A 24062-nucleotide genomic window follows, 5' to 3' on the forward strand; every position below is an offset into this window, starting at 1 on the left:
CATTGTTATGTAGTGATTAACGATTAAATAAAAACTAGATGAAAGAAATCCATAGTTCTTGGCACACACTCTAGTATTACAGTAGCTTCTTCTATATTGAAATTCCTTTTCCTCTTTTGGTAAAGAAGCAAAAGTATATTTTCGATAATTTTAAGAAACTACATACAATTCACGTTATTATACATTAGTTTTTCGTAAATATTAATCGTACATCAATTCATACGATAAGTTTTTTTAAGCAATTATTTCTCCATAAAAAAGGAATATAGCTAATAATACTTTTTGGTAGTAAACGTCCTATGAAGTTTACTACTGTATCTCCACATAAACTCCAGATTGTACGGCTATAATGACTACCAGAGGTGATATTATGAAAAATTATCATATCCTCGTGGTTGAGGACGATCAAGAAATTCAGGAATTAATTAAACAATTTTTAATGACACAGCAGTATACAGTGGTAGTCGCTTCAGATGGACTAGAGGGTATGACACAATTTAATAAGCAATCATTTGATTTAATTCTTCTAGATGTTATGATGCCCAATCTTAATGGGTTTGAAGTTTCTAAAATGATTCGAAGTCAGTCAAACGTACCAATTATTATGCTAACTGCGTTGGAAGAAGAGGAAGATCAAATGAAAGGATTCGATCTTGGGATCGATGATTATATAACAAAACCCTTTTCATTTCATGTTTTGATTAGACGAGTCGAAGCTGTACTTAGAAGAAGTTATGATAAAAATGTAAATAATCATTTGATATTTAAAGAAGTTCGTATCGATGTGGATGCATATAGAGTGTATGTAAATGACGTTGAAATTATATTAACGACAAAAGAGTTTGAAATTCTACAACTACTATTTCAAAATGAGAGAAAAGTACTTACAAGAGAAAATATCGTAGAGAAAGTTTGGGGGTACGATTATTTTGGAGAAACACGAATTATTGATACACATATTAAAAATCTACGTAAAAAATTAGCTATCCCTTATATTAAAACAATAAAGGGTATTGGTTATAAAATTGATGAATAGTATTGTGAAACTCATGAAAATGAAGCAAATTACTTATAAACTCTTTATGACTACATCTCTCATTTTGTTATCCTTTGCAGTATTGATTTATTTAACTTTATACTTCTTTCTCCCTACATTTTATGAGCAATACAAAACAGATCAACTTCAAACAGGAATAAAAGAAATCATTGATAAGTCTAAAGATCTTACGTTTCAAGATGCGATACCACTTTTTGATGAATATGCAAAAAAAAATAATGCGATGCTTTATCTTCAAAATAATGAGGGAATAATTAAATACTCTCCTTCATTTTCTTTTACTCAAAGTGGTTCGCAAACAACAGTAGTTACCAGAGCAACACGGTTCGAGAATGTAGGTACCCTTAGCAATTCATATAACGTTACGAAACCAATTCAATTTCAAGATGGTAGTTTAACACTTGTAGTGTTTGCTACATTTCAACCGATTGATGAAGCTTCACAAGTTTTAGTACGCTTTCTCCCCTATATTAGTATCATTGTACTCGTAATTGGTATAGGGAGTGCTTATTTTTATTCCAGGTTTATTACAAAGCCACTTATTTATATTAATGAAGGTGCACAAAAGATGGCAAATTTAGATTTCTCCGAAAAAATTGAGGTTCGCTCTACAGATGAGTTAGGAGAATTGTCTAATAGTTTGAATGACATGTCTATTAACTTACAACAAGCTATGTTTGATTTAAAAAAAGCAAATGAACAATTAAAAAATGATATTGAAAAAGAAAGAGAAATAGAAACAAAACGCAGAGAGTTTTTTGCGATTGTAGCACATGAATTAAAGTCCCCTCTTACTGTAATGAAAGGATACTTAGAAGGGATGATATACAATATTGGCCCTTATCAAAATCGCGATCAATATTTAAAGAAAAATCATCAAATTATTGAAAGTATAGAACAATTAGTTCGTGAAATTTTAAGTGTATCGAAATTAGAACAACACACCTTCAAACTAAAAGTAGAGAAAGTTAATCTTTCAAAATTAATAGGTACAATTACAAAAGATCTCGAATTTTTTGCTTCTCAAAAGAGCATCGAAATAATAAAAGAAATTGATTCTGACCCTTCTATTTATACAGATTGTGCTCTTTTAGAAAAAGCATGTAAAAATATTATTCACAATGCGGTTATGTATTCACCACATAATGAAAAAGTCTATATAAAGTTAAGTGAGGATTCGAAACAAGGTCAAATCGAAATGCAAATTATAAATACAGGTATCAATATTAAAGATGAAGATTTACAACAAATTTTCAAACCATTTTATCGAATTGAAAAATCAAGAAATCGAAATACTGGAGGAAGTGGTTTGGGGTTATATATTGTTAAACAAATTCTTGAAACGCTAGATATAAAGTATTCAATAAAAAATATGGAACATAGTGTGCAATTTCGCATGAGCATTCCATTATCTAAACACAAAAACAAACAAACTCTCCTTTAAATAGGACGAGTTTGTTTGTTTTTGTAGTAAGTATAAACTTATTAACAGGTTTTTCATTTGATGATATGTATGTTCTTAGAGCTGCTTTTGATAAGCAATCTATGCAAGATCTTCTTGAGAATTTAATAGTTGTTCGCCAATCTACCCTGTATTTACTTAGAAGCTTAGATAAAGAAGCTTGGTCACAAAGAGGAAATGCGAATAATTCTGAAGTTACAGTTCGTGCATTAGCATACATCATTGCTGGTCATGAGCTTCATCATCTTCAAAGTATAAAAGAACGTTACCTTAGTTCTGATGTATATCCAGCAACTTAATATTTGAAGAAAAAGAGTCCTATTTATGTAGGGCTCTTTTTCAGAATTTATAACGGATTAGCGCTTAGAACCATGGCAATTAAATGCGTTTATTTATAAAATTCACCACATAATATTTATGCTATCCCCTCTTATGCTGTACATAATTTTCTTTAGGCTGATATACTATAAACACAATAGTTCTGGAAAGGTGATGATAGTATGTATGAACAACAAAATAATAGAGATAGAGATCAAAAAATGATGTTTTCTATGCAAGGAGTTCCCTCAAATAAAATTAACATGAATCAATTACCTAAATGGATTAGAATTTTTGGCTATTGCGCGTTTGGTTGGATGATAGTATTTAGTTTAATTATGATTGTAGGTTTAATTCTGCAATAACTATACAGATACACAGGTAAACGGGACAGCATTTAGATTATATATCTAGGTATTGTCTCGTTTTTCATGTGTAATTATCCCATGATATCGGTAACCAATTATAATAAAAAGAACTTGTAGGATATTCTACAAGTTCTTTTTCAAATATTATTAAAACGGGAACAACAAACTATTTTAACATTCAGTACAGGGAGACCATTTTGATTATGGCTTGATTTTATTATAAATCAAATATAAGCTTTTGAAAGATCTAGTTTTTGAAAATTATGTGAATTAAATAACTACGATATTTATATTAGATTTCATTTATGACCAACTTCTTCTTACTTAAATACACTGCACGATCTGATTTTTTAGCAACCTCCTGTGAGTGAGTCACAACAATAATGCATTTATTCTCTTTATGTGCAAGTTCTTGAAACAGTTCTATTATATCCATTGCGGTTTCCTCGTCGAGATTTCCTGTCGGCTCATCTGCAATTAGTAAATCAACATTACAAGATAGTGCTCGAGCGATTGCTACACGCTGTTGTTGCCCGCCACTTAGTTGCAGGACGTTTCGTTTCGCTTCAGCTTCTGAGAGTCCTACCCTCTCTAATAATTCTAATGCTCTTGCTGTTTTATTTTGCACTTTAACACCTGTAATTTCCATTGCTGTTAAGACGTTTTGAAGAGCGGTCATATAGGTAATTAAGTTATAAGATTGGAAAATTACAGATACATTTTGATTACGGTATCGATCCAAACCAATTTTTCTAATATCTTTGCCATTATACAGTACATAACCATTTTTAGGGACATCTAGTCCACAACCTAAACTTAGAGTTGTAGTTTTACCAGATCCAGATGGTCCTAAAATCGTGTAGAAATGTCCTTTTTGAAAAGAAAAGTTAACATTATCTAGTATCGCTACATTTTTTCCGTTACTTTCATAATAATAATCCAAATTTTTAAACTGTAAAATCGTCTCCATATCGAGCCTCCTCATTCATCTTTTAAAAGAATTTGTTTTGGGTTTAAACGTAGAATAGATAATGCTGGAAGAAGCGTTGCTATTATAGCAATAGCTAGTCCAATTCCACCCATTTTTCCTACATCTTCTCCTGTTACACTTACATCAATTTTATCAATTGGATCTTCTTTTTGATTTTGTAGAGTACCACCGGGTCCAGCCATCATTACAGTACCATGTTGCGAGGTATCTGTTTCTTCGCTTGCAGTAGCAATTTCATTCGAAAGTAAATTATCCCCGATATATTGAGAAACTTTAGCTCCTGTTGTTATGGATAATCCAAATGCTAAAATAGCGACACACACTACTTCTACTACGAATTGCGCCATCAGTTTCCACTTTTTCTCTCCAATAGACAATAGAATTCCCATTTCTTTACGACGCCCTTTAATTGATAGCATAATAATTAATCCTAAAATGATCGCACCTGCAATCGATACAATATAAATGATCATTTGAGAAGTCGAAGAGATATTTTCGATAGGACCAATCATTTGCTTGTACAATGAATCATGCGCATCTAATTTATAATAATTAAAATCAATATTAGATTTTTTTGCTTCTTTTTTAAATGCATCAATATATTGTGGATCATTCAAGAAATACACGACTTGAACACTACTTATACCTTGGTCTACTTCTAATTTTTTCATAGTTGAATGCGGCATATATAGTTTATTAGCTGGATCCATAATAGGAGGAGCCTGTTGACCCATTGCTTGCTCATTTGTTTCGTAAATACCGATAATTTCAACCTCAAGGGTTTCCTTCTTATCCCCTGATTGCACTTTAACTTTGTCTCCTACTTTCAAATTGTTTAATTCCGCTAATCGTTTTTCCATTAAAGCTACATTCTGATCCTTCATTTGCTCTGTAATTGGTTTTCCATCAATGATTTTACTTTTTCCGTTTTTAAAGCTTTCTTGTAATGCAGTCTTGCGAACTCCCTCAATCATAAAAGAAGCATTCATATCTATTTCTGTACCAGAGCTTGAACCGCCTCGCACAGCCGCCATTCCGGCTTTACCTTTTCCTTCTTCTTCTCCTTCTGAAGCTCCTACTAGTTTAAGTCCATCAGAAATACCAAAAGTGTTAGCTATGTAATTATAGTCTTTTACATACTTGGATTTCGCTAATTGATCTGTTTCTTTTGTATCGAGCTGCGGTGGATTTGGCATTTCTCCAGTTTCCTTAGCTTTTTGACCTAACTTGTCGAAATCAAGACCTAAAGTAACATCTGCACCAAGTTTTTTTCTCGCAGCATCCGCTGCTTTTTTTGACGCATTTTGGATTGTGAAACCTGAAAGAACCAAATTTGTAACAATCAGAAAAACTGCCATCAAAATTAATGATGTTCCTATCCTTTTTTTCATACTGAGAATTGCTCGTTTCATAAAATTCATTTTTTCTTACCTCCTTGATATCTTGTATTCTATATAGGTTATCTAGAGTTTATATGGAGCTAATCGGTAGTTTAACTAGAGATATAAGGAGTTTATGTGTAGTTATTTACCTGTTTCAGAAAAGCTAGAACACAAATTCAAAAACGCAGCCGTTTTTGAATATTGGTAAGGAGTTATTCCGTTTAATAAATTTATATAAAAGTTAAGATTAATTTAATGTATGTAGCACAAAAAATATTTACTGTATAATTTCTAAACAATAAATATAGAGAAACCTATTTGTTTATCTATATAGGGATTTTAATATAGTTACTGTATCTCATACAAATCACGTCGCTTTAAAAGGTGCATCTTTTAATATGAAAATAAGCAAGTTAATATTCTCTTATATGAATAAGAATATTAACTTGCTTTTTAGATTTTAGTATAATTTATTTATAGTTTTATTTTATTGCAAGCTTTATAATATGATATACAAATTTATCACCTACTATTAGGAAAAGAGAATATTTTATAATTAATTTACACCATAAATTTTGTCCATGTTTTAAACAATATGTATTTTGGAGGAGGTTAATTTGATTTTTTCAAAACTCATTGATTGGTACGCCTTGTATGATTTACATAAAAAAAGAAGTGTAGCGTTTCAGTATACTTCCCTTTCTAACACTTCATTAAATATAAAGGACATAGAATCTTTTTATAAAGTAAAACCATCCTATATTCATTTTAACTTTAAGCACTCAAAACAGGAAAAGGAATACATGGTTGGGCAATTCAAATATAAAAGCTCGGTTCAATCCGGTGATTCACGCAACGACTCTGTAACTGGGGAATTATTCTTACATAAAAATGAAAATGCACCTCATGTTATCTTTGTTCACGGTTGGAGAATGGATTCTAACGAACGTGTGAAAAAAATATTCCACGATCATATGACCAGCCTGAAGTGGAATATGTATTATTTCACTCTACCCTATCATTTTGAAAGAAAACCCAATCAATCCTTTTTCAGTGGAGAGTATATGGTAAGTGCAAATATTGAACGAACAGTACAAGCAACTAGACAAGCGGTAGCTGATTTACGAGCTTTGATTAAATGGATTAAAGCAAATAAAAATGGTCCCCTGATTCTAATAGGAATTAGTTTAGGTGGATTTATTACTAACTTAACCTCTCTTGTTGAAGAAGAAATTGATGTGTTAGCATCCGTTTTCTATGCAAATCGACTCTCTTATTCAATTTGGAATACAACTCCAGGTAAATTTATTAGAGAAGACTTGGAACATCATGGTGTAACGTATGATGATTTAATAGATTATTGGAAAATCACTGAACCGAGTCAAGCATTACCAAAAGTAAAAAAAGAAAATATTTTATTAATTTCAGGTAAACACGATCTATATGTGCATTCTGAGGATACAGACTACTTGTGGGAATCTTGGGAAAGGCCTACACGATATATTTATACATGTGGGCATGCCGGGATAGTTCTTAAACGTAAAAAAATTGCAACTGATACTATCAATTTTATTCAAAATCGATTGAACTCCCTGCACTTATCCAATGACAGGTCTTAAATTGTGAGATTACTAAGTACAAAATCTTATACTTATATTGTTATATTTTTTACTAGTCACCTTTGTAAATCTTAGCCCCAAGCCTTACACGATTGAAAATGAAATAAAATAAATAACTAAGGAACTAATTTACCATGTGGAAAAACATTGCTCAGCATTTTCACCAGTGGTCCCTGTATATGCAATATTACATACAAAAATCTTTATTTATTACGTTATTAATTTAAAAATAAATTATTCATCCATTAATCTATACCATCCGTATTTACATTTATGGATACCCTAATTACATATGAAAAAGAGAGAAGAACATTGGTTAGTTCTTCTCTTTTTGTTTATTTTTAAAATAACTATCTATAAAATTTTGCTTTTTATAATTCTTCATGAGTCTAGAAAAGAAATTTTTCTAATGTACATAATTACAACGACATTAAAACACTTTGCTCTTAAATCCGCTACTTGTATTATTAATTGCATGAAACTCCTTCTTGAGAAAGGTTTTAATTTCCGAATATTCTGTTGACCGTTATAACATATCCAATTTACAATTTAATTGTGGTGTTCTTTCACAATTAAACTACTTAGAATACACTTCATTTATTTGAAAACAATTACAAATAGAGGTGCTAAAATGAAAACTAGAGTAAATCCAGAATTATTACAAGGGTTAGAGATGTTTCCGGATCTCGATTTACGCCCAGAAAATTTGCAATCAATCAGAGAAGGAATAGCTCAAATGAGACCACCTACCGTTGTTGATGACTCTCTTTCTTTAACAGATAAAGTCATTGTTGGGCCTGATGATAATCCGTTACCATTACGAATTTATCGTCCAAAATCAAATCATGAATCTTTACCTGTCTTATTATGGATACATGGTGGAGGTTATATCTTAGGGTCGATAGATGATAACGATGATACTTGTATGAGGTTTGCAAAAGAAGCTAGCTGTGTGGTCGTGTCTGTAGACTACCGCTTAGCACCTGAACACCCTTACCCAGCACCAATTGAGGATTGTTATTCAGCTTTAAAATGGATTGCTGATAATGCAAAGTCATTAAACATTGATTCGAATCGAATTGGGGTTGCAGGAGTAAGCGCTGGCGGTGGACTAACAGCAGCATTATCATTATTAGCCCGAGATCGAAAATATCCTTCAATTTGTTTACAAATGCCACTATATCCAATGATTGATGACAGAAATGATACACCTTCAGCAAATGAAATTAAAGAGGGATTTGTTTGGAACCAAAAGGCAAATGAAGCTGGCTGGAAAATGTATTTAGGAGAAATGTATGGAACGGATCAAATCCCTGCCTATGCAGCACCTTCTCGAGCTGGGGATTATAGTGACTTACCGTATACTTACACATTTGTTGGTCAATTAGATCCATTCCGCAGCGAAACATTAACCTATGTAAGCAAACTAGCACAAGCTGGTGTTGATGTGGAGTTTCATTTATATCCAAATGCCTATCACTGGTTTGAAGGGTTAAATCCAAATGCCGATATATCTATTTATGCTGTGAACGAAATAGTACAAGCAATAAAGACTGGTTTCAAACGAGTATCCAAGGTTGAGGCTTAATCCCATTACAAGAGAAACGCTTATAAATAGTATATATGTATTTATCATTTAAATATAATAGCCGATTCTAAATAAGAATCGGCTATTAATATGTAAAATCCGCCTAATATATTAAGGTTGAGAAACAGATATAAGATGTTTAGGCGATGTGTTTATTTCCTCTGCTAACGCTTTTATGTTCATCATGATTTGAAGTATTTCTTCTTTTGTGGTTCTTGGGTTGATAGAGCAAAGTCGAATTACTACTTTTTCTTTTAATTTAGTCGTACTTAGCATAGCAAATCCTCTTTGATTAATTTCTTCCACCAATTTTTTGTTTATTTCATGAATTGTATCTGTAGATGTTAGCTCACATGGAATATAACGAAAAGTAACAATTCCTAATTGGGCAGGTGTTACTACTTCCCAATCTTTTTCTTTCCTTAAAAACTCTTCAACTTGTTCAGCTAGCATAATGCCATGATCAATTGCCTCACGAAAAGCTGTAACTCCGAATGCTTTAAAAGAAAGCCATACCTTTAATGCTCTAAATCTACGAGAAAGTTCAATTCCACGCTCCCCAAAATTCACTTTTTCTTCTATATTAGTTTCTGTATCCTTAATATACTCTGGGATCATACGGAATGTTTCACTTAAATATTGGCTATTTCGAATAAGTACACAACCAACATCATAAGGCTGAAAAAGCCATTTATGCGGGTCTAACGTTAAAGAATCGGCACGATGAATTCCACTTAATAACTCCCTTCCTTTTTCACTGAGAATTGCTGCAGCCCCATAAGCCCCATCCACGTGTAGCCATATATCTTCATCACCACATACATCAGCCAATTCATCGAGGGAGTCCACCGCTCCGCAATTCGTTGTCCCTGCATTAGCAATAACACAGAATGGTTTTTTCCCTTTTAATCGATCTTCTTTTATTTGTTTTCTTAAAGTACTAACTGAAATTTTTAAGTCTTCATCTGTCTCAATTCGGCAAATTTGATGCTGTTTAAAACCTAATACTTTAAGTGCTCGATCTACAGAAAAATGAGTTTGGTTAGAAAAATAAACAATCGCATTTTCTATGTCATTATTCAGCTTGACCTGTCTCGCTACAGTAAGTGCAGTCAAATTAGCCATGGAACCACCACTGACAAATAGTCCTTCAGCTGAATCAGGGAATCCTAGCATTGATTTTAACCAGTTAATTGTCGTTAATTCAATTTGTTCGGCACCTGCACCTACTATCCAAGCTGTAGGAAATACATTAAACCCACTTGCTAAAAAATCTGCTAATACACCAACATAATTATTAGGACCTGGCACAAAAGCCATAAAATGAGGATGATCCACATGAGTAATTTGATTAAACACATTGTTATTAAGAAAATGAAGTAATTCTTTTGGATTAGATCCGTTTTCCGGAATCGTTTCAATTAGCTTGTCTCTAAAAATATTACTATCAATCGTTTCTGAAACTGGTTTACTTTTTAAATGATTCATATGATCAACAATCAAGTCAACCGCTTGATATCCTAACTGACGCATTTCTTCGGCTGATAACTGTAATTTTTTTGTCATTTGATTTACTCCTATTCTATTTAAAAAGGCGAGTTCTTGCTCGCCTTTTCATTTTTTATAATTTGTAATCACAAATTGTTTGTATTGGATTTTGAAGAATCGTGTTGATTAACCCATGGATCTGATTTAATATTTCCTGTATTTTCTCTGCTTCATATACCGTTTGATCATATCCAAACTTTATTGTAAGTCTTTCTTCAGGGAAGCACATAATTCCATACTTTACATGTGGCTCATCAACAACTTCGTAATCCGTGATAGCAAAATGTCTGTTTTCATTTGAAGAAAAGATTGCTGGATTAGTTGGATAGTTTTCAAAAACCCAAAGATGGTCAGTCAACTCAGTTTTTAATTCACTTTGCTTTTGTATATCAACAAATGAATAGTATGCATACTCATTACATTTCAATGTCTCTAGTTGTACCTTTTGCAAGAAGTCCACAAAAGATTGCGTTTCTGTCCATGCTAATCGGATAGGCAAAACATTTGTGAACAGACCGAACATATTTTCAATTCCTTCTACTTCGGGAGGTCTGACTGATACTAGATTAGGCAATACTACTTCTCTCGTTCCGTTAAATTTGCCAAGCAATATTCCCCATACAGCTAGTAATGCTGTATTCATAGTTATATTATTTTTAGTTACAAATGTCTGTAACTGATCAGTCAAATCCTTGTCTAATGTTAAATCCATAAAAGTGAAGTTTAACCCTTCACTTTTAGATGGGACTTTCTTTTTAGGAATACTAATTTTCTGATTGTATCCTGATAAATAATCTCGCCAAAAATGACGTGCTTTCTCATGATCTTGTGCCAAAGTCCAATCTATAAATGTTTCAAAAGGTTTTACCATAGGTAACCCCGCCGTAGTTCCGGCATTTGTAGTTTCGTAGAGCTGGAATAATTCGTCTATCAAAATGCTGACGCTCCAACCATCACATAATAGATGATGGGAACTCCAAATTACTTTATGCTCGTTATTACCTAGTTGGAATATACAGAGACGTGTCATAAGTTCATCATTTTTAAATCCTCGACTTAAATTTTCATTCATCCACTGTTTTAGGAATTCTTGCTGTTCTTGTTTCGTCATCTCAATCAAGTTTTTTATTTCTGAATTTATTTGAACATCATATAGAACAGCTTGCCAAGGTTTTGCTTGTTCATCTTGCACAATTATTGTTCTTAAAGAATCATGACGATCAACTAATTGTTGGAAACACTGAATAAAGAGTTTAATATCCAGCTCCCCCTCAAGTGCCCAAATTGTTTGTTCAAAATATGCATTTGTATCAGGTTCATTCGTAGCATGCTCATAAATAACTTCCTGGAAAGGTGCTAGCGGGTAAATACGTTCTATTTTTATATCCGGCATTTTTTCTTGTATTTTGGTAAGTGTATGTTGATTAAGTTGTTTATCTTTAACATTTAGTAATGTAGCTTTATTATCGTTCATTATATTTACATCATTTGTTTGTGAACTTGAAAACTGGTCTAGCTTTTTAACAAATTGAACCATATCTCTTAATATAGGAAATGAAAATAGATTTTTTGGTTCAAGCTCGAATCCTTGTCGATACAGTCTAACGGACACTTGAATCGCTTTTATCGAATCTCCACCTAAGGCGAAGAAATGATCATTTACTCCAACTTGATCTATTTTGAGTACTTCTTGCCAAATACTAGTTAATATTTTTTCCATTTCAGTTTTTGGGGCAATAAATACTTCATTTTTTTGTTTCTCCGGAGTAGGGAGCGCTTTTCTATCTAATTTCCCGTTTGGAGTCAGGGGTAATTGGTCCAAATAAACAAAATAAGAAGGAATCATATAATCTGGCAAGTGATCTCGCAAATGCTTTCGTATTTCTGTTGTACTAATATTTTGCTCAGTTACCACATATGCAACTAAAAATTTCATTCCGTTCTCATCTGTTTGATCAATTACGACAGCATGTTCGACTTGTTTATAAGTTAGAAGACAATGAGAGATTTCTTCTAACTCTACTCGATATCCTTGAATTTTCACTTGGTAATCTTGGCGGCCTAAAAATTCAATATATCCCTCAGAATGCATTTTTCCACAATCTCCTGTTTTGTATATAAGACCAAAATCAGGATGTGACACAAACGCTTCATTTGTTTTCTTTTCATCATTTACATATCCTTTAGCAAGGCCCACTCCCCCGATATATAAATCTCCAATTACACCAACAGGGCACATTTTCTTTTCATAGTTCAACACATAATACGTTTGGTTTGCCAAGGGCATCCCGTATGGAATACTATTCCAATGTGATTCCACCTGTTTGACCGGATAATAAATTGACCAAATCGATGCTTCTGTTGCCCCTCCTAGTGAAATTACTTCTGCAATCGGAAAATGTCGTTTTATTTTTTCTGGTAAAGAAAGCGGAATCCAATCTCCACTATGTAAAACTAAACGTAAAGAAGAATGTTCAAAATGAGAACCTACTTGATCCAATGCCAAATCCATGATTGCAGGCACTGTATTCCAAATTGTAATCCCTCTACGTTCGACAGTGCGGATTAATTCTTGCATGTCTCTCGGATCACGAATCATTACTGTGCTTAAAGCTCCGAAAATATCGTATACAGATAGGTCAAAACACATGGAAGAGATACCAATAATACGATCATCTTCATTCACCTCATATTTTTGATTTATGTCTTGAATAGTATTTGTAACCGCTTGGTGAGTAATAATTACTCCTTTTGGTTTTCCTGTACTTCCTGAAGTGTATATAATATAGGCAATATCTTCTGGACCAGCAATAGCGGGCATATCTTCTGTTGTATAAAATGACAAATGATTTTCTTCATAAAGACTAGGTTCTAATAAAAGCTTGCATGAGCTATTTTTTAAAATATATGTTTGGCGATCTAAAGGATGATCGGGATCAATCGGAACATAAGCGGCACCTGCTTTTAAAATACCTAACATATTAACAATTGTGTCAACTCGCCTTTTTGCTAAAAGACCCACTTTGTCACCTAGACCAATGCCTTGCTCTTTTAAGAAGTGGGCAATTTGATTGGAGCGTTTATGAAGTTCCGTGTATGTTAACCATTCTTGTTCAAATACCACTGCTACTTCATCCGGTGTACGTTTTACTTGGTCTGTAAATAATTGATACAGAGTAGTTGAAGGTATTTTTTCTGTTGTTTCATTGTATTGCTTAATTAAAATTTGATCCGATTCTTTCATCTGCAAAGATGTTATATCGCTTTGTTTCACCAATTGTTCCAATAAGTCAACAAATTGGGAAAACATTGCTTCTATTACATCAACATCAAACAACTCTTCAACATAGTTCCAGCTAATTAGTAACTCTCCATTTTTTTCAATTACTACATTATCCAAATACACTTGTGGAGTCCGAGCATGAATATAGCGAAGAGAACCAAGTTGTTCCCAAGAGAAAGCACCTGCACCTGCTAACATCGAGGTGAAAACGATTGGCATAACTGCTTTTGGCGTCATTTGATGATATCGAGTAAAATCTCGAATAAAGTTAACTCCATCGTAATGACGATGTTCAAGGCCATCTAATAAAGTAGCTTGCGTTTCTTTTACTCTAGTAAAGAAAGTTTGCTCTGGTTTTACATCAACATCCAATAAAATAAGTGATGTGAAATCTCCAACAATCTGTTCTACTTCATCATGAACAGGATAACGGTTAAATACAGTCAAGTTAATTGCTAATCGACGTTGATTACTCCAATATGCCAACACATCACCATATATTGTACAAAGTAGAGCGGAAGGCGTTACCTCTTTCTCTTGTGCTAACTTTCGTAGCTTTGTCCATTTTTTATTATCCAGGATTTTTGTAAGTGATTGGAATTTAGGAGTAGCAATCTCTGCTGGATCCTTTTTTAACAGCAAAGAAGGTGCAAACGGAAAGTCAGGAAGCTTACTTGTCCAATAATCTTTTGCTGTTTTATATTCTTCGCTTTGTTCCATTTCATCATAGATAAACATATAATCTTGAAAATCAAAAGATAAAGATTCTAATTTTTGATTTGGTTTATAATAATAATGCAACAAATCCTGTCCAACAATGTTCATGCTTGCTCCGTCCATTAATAAAGCATCGTATCGAAAACATAATAAATACGTGTCTTCTTTTAAAAGAAAAGCTTTCAATTCAAACAAAGGCCATTGCCCCAAAGGGAATACATGGTTAGTCATTCGAGAACGCTCTTCTTGTAAGCGAGCATGTTGATTCCTATCATCTAAATCTATGAGACTCTCTATTTCAATCTCGTAATCAGGAACGCTTTGTAATATTTGCTGTTTTCCCTCTGGTAAAATTACAGCTCGCAACATTGGATGACGATGGATCACCTTTTGAAAACTTTTTGAAAGACGATTGATATCCAATGCTGTTTCATATTCAAAATATGTTTGAGGGGAAATACCACTTAATTCAAACTGTGAATTCCTTCCTAACATATACGCTGTCTGAACTTCTGTTAAGGAGAATGGATTAGACAAATCTTTAACATGAGTTGGTTTACTTTCAAAGTTTTCTTCTTTATGCTCTAACTTTACACAAGAACTCAGTTGAGCGATTGTAGGGTGCTTAAAAAAATCTGTTGTACTTATTTTTAAGCAGTCTTTTCTTAATAAATTAATTACCTGAAGTGCTTTAATGGATTCTCCTTTTAATGCAAAAAAATTATCATGAATACCGATTCCCTCAATCTCCATAACTTTTTCCCACGCACGCACCAATTTTTGTTCAATTTCATTGCGCGGGGCAACGTATGGAATTGATACATAATCCGTTTGGGTTATATCCAATAACCTTTTTCTATCCACTTTTCCATTTGGATTCAATGGAATCTCTTCTACCTGAATCATTTTTTCAGGAATCATAAACTCAGGTAATTTATCACTTAAATATTTTCTGATTTCACCAAAAGACACCTTGTTATCCGATACATAGTAGGCAGCTAATAATTTCCTATTTCCATACACTTGATCAACAACGATAGCCTGGTTTATTTCTGGATATTCCCTTAATTGAGTTTCGATTTCTCTTAATTCAATCCGATACCCTCGAATTTTCACTTGATGATCCATTCGACCTAAATACTCAAGTTCTCCATTAGGCAACCAACGAACGAGATCACCTGTATGATACATCATTTCCCCTGCCGCAAAAGGACTCTGTACAAATTTTTCATCTGTCAGTTTACTTTTACCAAGATACCCTCGTGCTACCGCTACTCCAGCAATGCAGAGTTCACCGGGAATTCCAAATGGTTTTAATTGGCCATACTTATTCAATATATAGGAATGATAATTCGGATTTGGTTTGCCGATCGTAACTTCTTTGGAAGTGCTCAAGTCTTTTACTGTTGCGCAAATGGTTGTTTCTGTGGGACCATAAATATTTAAAATTGTTGCTTCACTGATACAACGAATTTTTTCAACCAAATCAATGGAAAATGCTTCTCCTGCTAATAAAATAGATTTTAAATCTTTTAGAAAATTTGCCCCTTCTGGATCACTCAAAATCACTTCCATTCGCGATGGCGTTGATTCCCATAAATCCACCTTATGTTTTTTGACCAAATGAGCCAATTCTTTTGTTGCAAACTGTTCCTCTGTAGCAATTACTACTTTTGAACCTTGCGTTAAAGGAAGACATATTTCTAACAAGGAAATATCAAAAGATACACTAGCAAGAAACAAGAATGATTGATTAGCTTTTACTTTTTCTCTCATTACATTTAAAAAATGAACTAGCGATTTTTGTTCTATCATTACCCCTTTTGGATTTCCTGTCGATCCTGATGTGTAAATAACATAAGCCAAATCATTAGGATTATGTTCTCGTACTAAATTACTTTCTTCACCTTGGAAAAGATATTCTTTATCAAGATACAGTACTTCACCCGCAAATTGCGGCAATACTTCCTCTGTTCGCTTACTAAGTAAATATTTTGCTTGACTATCTTGTAACATATATTCAATTCGTTCAGTTGGGTAGTTAGGGTCGATTGGTAAATACGCTGCTCCTGCTTTTAAAATCCCCATCATACCAATAATCATTTCTAATGACCGATCTACCATAACGCCAATAATACTTTCTTTTGAAACACCTTTACTTTGAAGAATAGAAGCCAATTGATTCGCTTTCTTATTCAATTCTCTATATGTCAAAGATTGATCATTACAAACAACAGCAATTTGATCTGGAGTTTTTAATACTTGCGCTTCAAACAAATCTTGAAATGATTGAAACAAGTCTATGCCCGTTTGAAAAGTATTCAATCCTTCTAACAACTCTTTTTCTTCTTCTGCAATAATACAAATATCTTTCAATGCCAAATTCGGATTTTGTGAAACTTGCTTTAAAACATAACAATACGAATTGGCAAACTGTTGCAAAGAAGAGAATGAACGGGACTTACAAGAAATTTGAAATTCAAATTCATTATGTATTTCATTCCATTTTCTTCGTATCCATAGGGCTAAATTATTCTCTGCGTATTCTTCTAGCGAATTTTCATTATGTAATCCTTCCATCCCGATTACAATTTGAAAAGGAGTTAAATTGTGTTTAACTAATAATTCAGAGAGCGGATACTCCTGATTTTCATACCCGAATAAAGTCGTTTGTTCAATCTCATTTACTAATTGTTTAAAGGTGTGATGCGGATGGATTTCACTTCCTAAAGGAATCAACTTATTAAGATTCTCACTTTGTTCAAGATTCTTTTCAATTATAGGAATACCAATAGTAATTCTTTCTTGATCTGTATAATGTGCCAAACAAACCCTTAAAGCGGCTTGAAACCAGCTAAATAATAATAAATCTTGAGACTTACTTATTTTTTGTATACTTTTACTAAATTCTACATTTACTATGACTTGAACGTACTCACAAGGTGTTTCTTTATTTAGTTGGTAATCGCTATTAAATTTAAATACAGAAAAATCGAGAATCTCGGAAGATAATTGCTCCTTCCAAAACGCTTCTACTTCTTTATTTTCATGAATTGAACTTCGATCTTTAATGTGCATTTTTATCTTTATCCCCCTAATATTCATTTCTTCTACTCGTTAATTTTTAAGCCAACTTCAAGCCCATGGAGAAACACTTGATGATTATCCAAACATAAAAATTGCTGAATATCTTCAAATTTCATATGACCAACTGAACAAACCCCTAAATTTAATGTTTCAGCAACCATATTTAAGGTAGCAGTGATAATGCCTGACTCAATACAAGCAAATAAATATCCATCTGAACCGTATTTCGGGATGGAAGCGTTCGCATTATAAACCAAATAAACTGAGAAGGCAGATTGAGTAAATAAATCCTGATTAATTAACTCATGATCACTTTTGATTACTTGATCAATGCTATTTACAATCACAAGACTATTTTTTGATGGGTTATAATAATAAAATCCAGCTTTCATACCCTCTATACGTTTTGGTTTTACATAAACAAAGATATCAATGGGATAGAGCCCGCCTGCACTTGCGTAATGATAGTATATTTTTTCTTCCCTAACCTGTTTTAGAGTTGATAAGAATCGGGAAAATTCCGAAAAACTAATATGTTTTTCCATATCAAATTGACGACAAGATCTACGTTCCTTAATTATAGTAGGTAGCTCATTTGTTGTTTCAAGTTGAATTTCGGTCGACCGTGCAGCAACGTGCATGCGATTTAATTGTTCACTCATATACTTATCTAACTTTTCTTTAGAAAAGCGAATCTGGTTGCTATATGGATTTGAAAAAATCTTTTCTTGTGAAGAAAATACTTCTCTTGGGTGTAATATGTTACTTACTAACACACGATTTTTTATCATGAGCTCTATGTTTTTTTGTGTCTCTTCTACATTTCCTAATGAAAAGCGCTCTACTAGTTCACTGATTTTCACACCTTTTTGAGCCATAAAATAAAGATCAGGAAACCACTCAGACAGAATACCTGTAAATCTCATTTCCCCTATCAAAACTTCATTATGCAACTTCTCCCAATGCTTAATCGGAGACCAGTAATAAATTTTCTCGCTCATATAACCCTCCATAAACGTTTAACTTATTTTTGAAATGCAATTTTCTAATCTTCAAATTTTTTTAAAATTCCGTTCCTTGTCTCATAGTGATTATAAATACATGCACTTTAACGAAACTTGAAAATAATGAAATAACTTTTTCTTCATTAAAATTTTTTATTTCATCATAAAAAATGATTTTTTTTTGGATATTTCACATCCTTTCCCATAGTAATCCTATAAGGTATAAACCATTTATAACATTGAGAATATTCATGTATTTCCAATGTGAAATTATTGTAATGGATTGGAGAGCGGTTGAATATAGTTATTAAATCAAATAATGTTGAGAAAGTTTTATTTATTATATTGATAAAATTTTATGATGTAATTTATTACAAATAGATTAAGAAAAGAGTTTTAAATTTTTCTTAATCAGTTAGTGTGAAAATATCACATACTATTACATAGAATCGAGTTACTTACATTTCATATTCAAAATAGAGAAAAGACACCTTGAATGGTGTCTTTTCTCTATTTTAATTCCATATACTTTTTACGCCTTTGTTATTTTTAAACGATTTGTAGGAATTAATACAACTCGAACATCTAGTTCGTTATATGTTCGAATATATAATAAACATTATCTGAATTACGAATGTATTTCAGATAATTTTATAAATAAACTCAAAGATATCTTCTTCTCCTACTGCCACAAAAGAAATAATCTATTGCTTATTTCTTTTGTTAAATTGTAATATAATTACAGTATGTGAAATTACAGTATGTGAAATTATATTACATTAACTTTAAAAACGAAGTGAGAATAATCTTCACTTCGCTTTTTTCATTTGCAATCCTTATTAAATTTGCTCAATGCAGTATTTATTTCCACATTCTTCGCTTTTATTTAATCGGTTTCTCTGTTTTTAAGACAAATGAACTTAATGCAGGAACTTTAATTTTATTGTCATGGACAACATAAAGTGGTTTACTTCCCGCCTGCTTGCTGTCTACTAGTACTTTCCAAGGCCCTTTCGATGGAAGTGTTATTTCAACAGCTTCTCTATTTGCATTGTGAGCCACTGTAAAGTATTCATTTTTATTCCCCTCTATTGTATAAGCTACAGTATTTTTCGGAGCATCAATAAATGATACGTGTGTTTTTATTTGCTCTGCAGATGTCATTCGAAAAGCTGAGTACTTTTTGCGTAATTCTATTAAACCCTTCATATAATCTACTTCATTATTAAACGTTGCACGGCGCAGCCAATCCATCTGGTTAATTGAATCTGGAGATTTGTAACTATTATGATCACCGTATTTCGTCCGCATAAACTCTTGCCCTGCATGTAAAAATGGAATTCCTTGTGATGTTAATAAAATTGAAGAAGACAATTTGTGCATTTGTTTTCGCACTTCTTCACTGTCACCTGAATTAGTTAACTCAAGTTTATCCCATAATGTATGATTGTCATGTGCTTCCACATAAGTTAATACCTGTTCCGGATCTTGATAGGTAGACGAATTTGTATCGTAGTCAATACCTGCCGTAATACCTTTTTTAATACGATCTTCCATGTTTTCCTTTCCATTTATAAAACCATTTTCCTTTTCCTCAAATACACTACCTTTCAACCCATCACGTATATTATCGTTAAAATGAGCAATCCCTTTCATTTTCTCTGCATTTTTTTGATTTGCTTTCAGCTCAGCTGCAAGAGGTGTATTTAAATCCCATCCTTCTCCGTGTAGTATAATAGAAGGGTCAATTTGATTAACAGCTTTACGTATTTCATTCATCGTTTCATAATCATGAATACCCATTAAATCAAAACGGAATCCATCTAAATTGTATTCTTTTGCCCAATATGTGACGGAATCTATCATAAATTTCCTCATCATTTTTCTTTCTGAAGCAGTATCATTTCCTACTCCAGTTCCATTTGCAAATGTTCCATCTTCATTGTAACGATAATAATAACCTGGAACTAACTTATGGAAATTAGATTCAGCAGCGTTATACATATGGTTATATACTACATCCATTACCACACGAAGATTATTATCATGTAGTATTTGAACCATTTGCTTTAATTCAGTTATTCGAACAGTTGGCTCATAAGGATTTGTAGAATAGGAGCCTTCTGGAACGTTGAAATTTTTAGGGTCATATCCCCAGTTATATTGCGGTTCATTTAAAGTCTCTTCATTTACTGAAGCATAATCAAATATCGGTAAAAACTGAACGTGAGTAACACCTAGATCCTTTATATGATCAAGTCCTGTTTTTACACCTTCTGGCCCTTTTGTTCCTTTTTCTATTACACCTAAATACTTCCCTTTCTGTTTAATACCACTTTCAGGTTGGATGGAAAGATCACGTACATGTAACTCATAAATAATAGCATCTTCCGGATTTTTAAATTTTGGCTTTTTGTTTGCTTTCCATTTTTTCGGATTTGTTTCTTCTAAATCAACAACCGCACCTTTATCTCCATTTACAGAAGCAGCACGTGCATACGGATCAACTGCTTCAGTCCACTTATCACCAATTTTGACCTTATACGTATAAAAGAGCCCTTTTTGGTTCCCTTTTAGTTCTGCTGTCCAAGTTCCCTTTTCACCTTGTTGCATGTTTATTTCAGTACCTATTTTATCGTTCCATTTTTTATATGTAACTAACTTCGCTTCACTTGCAGTAGGAGCCCATACACGGAACTTTGTATGTTGCGCGGTATATGTATTCCCTAAATCGTTACCACTATAATAAAATAAATTATCAAATTCCTCGCTACGAATGACTTTACCAATTTCAGTATTCGTATCAGCTAAGTTTTCTATTTTAAGTTTGTATGTTTGTTTTAAATCAATTTTCTGTTCCGTAATTATTTTAACCTTATTAGTAATATCTCCACTGTTTGTATCATAAGGAGTAATATTTTTAATTTTAATGCCTTCAATTTCAATTTTCTTTTCCTTAATATTAAACGGGACATTAGTCGTTACAGTAATTTCATTGAAACTATCAATAGTTGCTTTTTAAATTGAGAGATCCGATGAAGGCTTAGAGTTATATACTTTTTCATCACCCGAAAGAATCCATACTTCAGCACGACCGTCCTTTATATTTTCAATCCAACGATCCCCACCATCTTTTTCCCATTCATTTGTTCGAACTATAAATCCTACACGATTATAGTCACCGTCTATTTTTATCTTAGCGTATTTTCCAAATTCATCTTCACCAGTAAATTCATAAGATGTACCATTTGCATTTTCTCCCCATAACCAAAGATTCCAGTCTTTTGTATTTCCAAGCTTTTCTTTGTAATGAATGATAATTTCAGTTGTTTTCGAATTTGAAACTGCCTTCACACTCTGAAAGGAGAAAACAGATGATAACATAATGATTAAAGTAAGTAATAAAACTGTTTTATTAATTAATCTTTTTGTAATTTGCACCACATACACCCTTTCTTCAAATATTACTAACGATTTATTATGCTTACACTGAATAACACTGCTTAAATTAATCTAGAAATCTCTTTTACTTCACCTCCATATTGGCTATTTTCACGTATGTATTTCAATGACCTTTTAATACGAAAGCGTTTGCATTAATGCTTAAAAAAATAGATTTGTTTATGCCTTCATATATTTGTAAATACTAAAAGATCAGGGAAATCATTTTAAAGCAATCGTTTGTTATCGCTTTCATTTTATAGACTTTCTATCAAGAGGTCAATATATTATTAATTTTCTGTTTTTATACACTTTAAACCTTATTTATTTGTCGCTACTTCTTAAAGAGAAAGCGCCTCATTATTGCTTAGTCAGTTTATTTTCAATAATACATTGCTACGTAAAAAAACAGCTAATATCCTTAAAATGATATTAGCTGTTTTTTCATAATGTATTAATATATGAATGAAAACTATATTTCTAAATTACTTAATTTTTGCTGCATCAAATGCTTTTTGAACTGCTTGAACTTCAGCTGTATTCGCACCATATTTATTAGTTGCCACTCGAATACATGCTGATTTCAATTCCTTGAAATTAGAAGTCATGTTTAACTCATCTGTATTTGCATAATAGAAAATATCAAACATTTTATCTTCACCAATTCCTTTAACAGTTATTCCGTTATGAGTTCCGCCTTTCGCAATGAGATACGCAACTTTATTAATAATACTTGAATTAAAATGAACACCGCCTTGATCCCATCCATTAAAATCGTTAAATTCACTGTAATCATCTGGATAAGGTACTCCTAGTGAAGATGGAACAGAAGCTGGGTTTTCCATATCACGGAAAACAGATCCCGTTTGTTCTCCCATTGTCCAGTTAAATTTTCCATTATTTACGTATTTCTCAATAGATGTTCCCATAATATCAGATAGCGCCTCATTAATCGCACCAGATTCCCCGAAATATTCAAGGTTAGATTCGCTAGAAGTAACAGCGTGTGTAAATTCATGTCCAGCTACGTCATATGCTTTAACAATAGGATCCCCATATACAAGCATACTTCCATTATTAGCACTTAATGCATTCTGCCAATTTTTCGGATCATTCGTCTCTTCAGAATCCCAAGCGTGTACAACTGAAACTACCTTTTGTCCCTTATTATCAAAGCTATTACGCTTGTATTTATCTTTATAAAAATCAAATACTTTTGTTGCTAAGTAATGAGCACTTACTGCTTTTGGATCGTTAAATGTTGCCGAAGTACTAGTCGCTAATGTACCAGGATAATAGCTTTCTTCTTTAGTAATATCTCTGTAATTCACATCATATGTTTCAATTCCTTGCCCTCTTGTATAATCAGCAAGAGCATATTTACCATTACTTTGTTTAGAGATACCAAATGAACGAGAAATACCTAAATCATCTTTTCCTGTTCCGGTTAATGATGTAAGACTGCTTTGTTTACTTTTCTTTAAAGCTCCAACTAGTTTGTCACTGGCTTTTAAGTTAGATTCTTGTACCATATTTTTTAACATATCACCATTTTGTGCATTTACTAAATAAGTACCAGAAACATAGTTTGGTGTTGCAGCTTCAAAGGTAACTTGGTATGCATTTTTTGCTTGTCCATTATTTTCATCAACAAAAATAACCTCTTTAACTTCTGGCTCAGTAATAAACTTGATATCGTTCCCGTACTTCGTATAAATAAATTGTTTTGCTTCATCTTTTGATAGATTAATAGGTTTTTTCAATTCTTCTTGTTTTAAATTTTGCGCGCTATCACCTGAAACACTTTTAATAACACCATTATTATCTACGTGTGCAGTTAATTGATGACCATATACTTCTTTTCCTTCGTATGTTTGCTGCATACGTACAAGTGTAGTTCCATCATACGAACCACGTTTTTGAAGGACTTTATAATCTACTCCTGCTTCTCCATTGACTTGTTTTTGGGACAGAGCTTGCTCTGTTTTCTCCTTAAGTGCATCCTTTACTACATTTTCTGGTGCCTTTTGTGACGGTTGTGTAAGTTCACCCGAACGGAACGATTCCTCCTGAATTTGAACTTGTAACTGATCTGTTTCCTCTGCATGACCTACCCCATATGGTGCCACAGCTGTTAAAGCTAATCCTGTTGTTAATGCTACCTTAGTTAATGTCTTTGTGTTTTTCATTATTTCAC

11 protein-coding genes and 2 pseudogenes are annotated in these 24062 nt (G+C 32.7%); 6 read left to right on the plus strand and 7 right to left on the minus strand.

What is annotated here, in order from left to right; genetic code table 11:
• Positions 1–370 precede the first annotated feature (370 nt).
• The 4 genes and pseudogenes from ATL10_RS09250 to ATL10_RS09265 all read left to right on the plus strand — a co-directional run bounded on the left by ATL10_RS09250 (position 371) and on the right by ATL10_RS09265 (position 3202).
• Positions 371–1036: a response regulator transcription factor gene (locus tag ATL10_RS09250; protein ID WP_000800739.1), complete on the plus strand. Its 666-nt coding sequence runs from the start codon at positions 371–373 to the stop codon at positions 1034–1036.
• Complete coding sequence (locus ATL10_RS09255; protein WP_100910213.1) at positions 1029–2501, plus strand: sensor histidine kinase; 1473 nt, start codon at positions 1029–1031, stop codon at positions 2499–2501. The genes ATL10_RS09250 and ATL10_RS09255 overlap by 8 nt, the downstream gene beginning before the upstream one ends.
• A 41-nt stretch (positions 2502–2542) precedes the next feature.
• A pseudogene (locus ATL10_RS09260) lies at positions 2543–2818 on the plus strand (DinB family protein); the annotation flags it as partial.
• Between the two features lie 201 nt (positions 2819–3019).
• On the plus strand, positions 3020–3202 hold the full coding sequence (locus tag ATL10_RS09265) for a hypothetical protein (RefSeq protein WP_097923852.1): 183 nt from the start codon (positions 3020–3022) through the stop codon (positions 3200–3202).
• 295 nt (positions 3203–3497) lie between these two features.
• On the opposite strand, the gene ATL10_RS09270 is transcribed toward ATL10_RS09265, so the two are convergent.
• Positions 3498–4175, minus strand: a complete 678-nt coding sequence (locus ATL10_RS09270) for an ABC transporter ATP-binding protein (RefSeq protein WP_000447851.1) — start codon at positions 4173–4175, stop codon at positions 3498–3500.
• Between the two features lie 11 nt (positions 4176–4186).
• Positions 4187–5617, minus strand: coding sequence for an ABC transporter permease (locus tag ATL10_RS09275; protein ID WP_016512707.1), 1431 nt, complete (start codon positions 5615–5617; stop codon positions 4187–4189).
• Between the two features lie 578 nt (positions 5618–6195).
• Here ATL10_RS09275 and ATL10_RS09280 point away from each other — a divergent pair.
• A complete protein-coding gene (locus ATL10_RS09280; protein ID WP_097923854.1) occupies positions 6196–7197 on the plus strand; it encodes an alpha/beta hydrolase in 1002 nt (333 codons plus the stop codon).
• 631 nt (positions 7198–7828) lie between these two features.
• The gene (locus tag ATL10_RS09285; RefSeq protein ID WP_097923856.1) at positions 7829–8785 is read left to right on the plus strand and encodes an alpha/beta hydrolase; all 957 of its coding nucleotides are present in this window, start codon (positions 7829–7831) and stop codon (positions 8783–8785) included.
• A gap of 111 nt (positions 8786–8896) precedes the next feature.
• Here the strand turns inward: ATL10_RS09285 and ATL10_RS09290 are convergent, their stop codons facing one another.
• From ATL10_RS09290 to ATL10_RS09310, 5 genes and pseudogenes are all read right to left on the minus strand, one after another.
• Positions 8897–10351 (minus strand): pyridoxal phosphate-dependent decarboxylase family protein, encoded by a 1455-nt coding sequence (locus ATL10_RS09290; RefSeq protein ID WP_000162820.1) that lies wholly within the window; start codon positions 10349–10351, stop codon positions 8897–8899.
• Positions 10352–10406: 55 nt separating this feature from the next.
• Positions 10407–17411, minus strand: a complete 7005-nt coding sequence (locus tag ATL10_RS09295) for a non-ribosomal peptide synthetase (RefSeq protein WP_142669944.1) — start codon at positions 17409–17411, stop codon at positions 10407–10409.
• A 32-nt stretch (positions 17412–17443) separates the two neighbouring features.
• Positions 17444–18421, minus strand: a complete 978-nt coding sequence (locus tag ATL10_RS09300) for a SagB/ThcOx family dehydrogenase (protein WP_016512704.1) — start codon at positions 18419–18421, stop codon at positions 17444–17446.
• 885 nt (positions 18422–19306) lie between these two features.
• Positions 19307–21865: pseudogene (gene pulA, locus ATL10_RS09305) on the minus strand (type I pullulanase).
• A 485-nt stretch (positions 21866–22350) separates the two neighbouring features.
• A complete protein-coding gene (locus ATL10_RS09310) occupies positions 22351–24054 on the minus strand; it encodes a M4 family metallopeptidase (protein WP_110496797.1) in 1704 nt (567 codons plus the stop codon).
• Positions 24055–24062 lie beyond the last annotated feature (8 nt).

Origin of the sequence: Bacillus sp. 196mf, assembly GCF_003217275.1 — a bacterium.
In the GTDB taxonomy this organism is placed as follows: Bacteria; Bacillota; Bacilli; order Bacillales; family Bacillaceae_G; genus Bacillus_A; species Bacillus_A thuringiensis_S.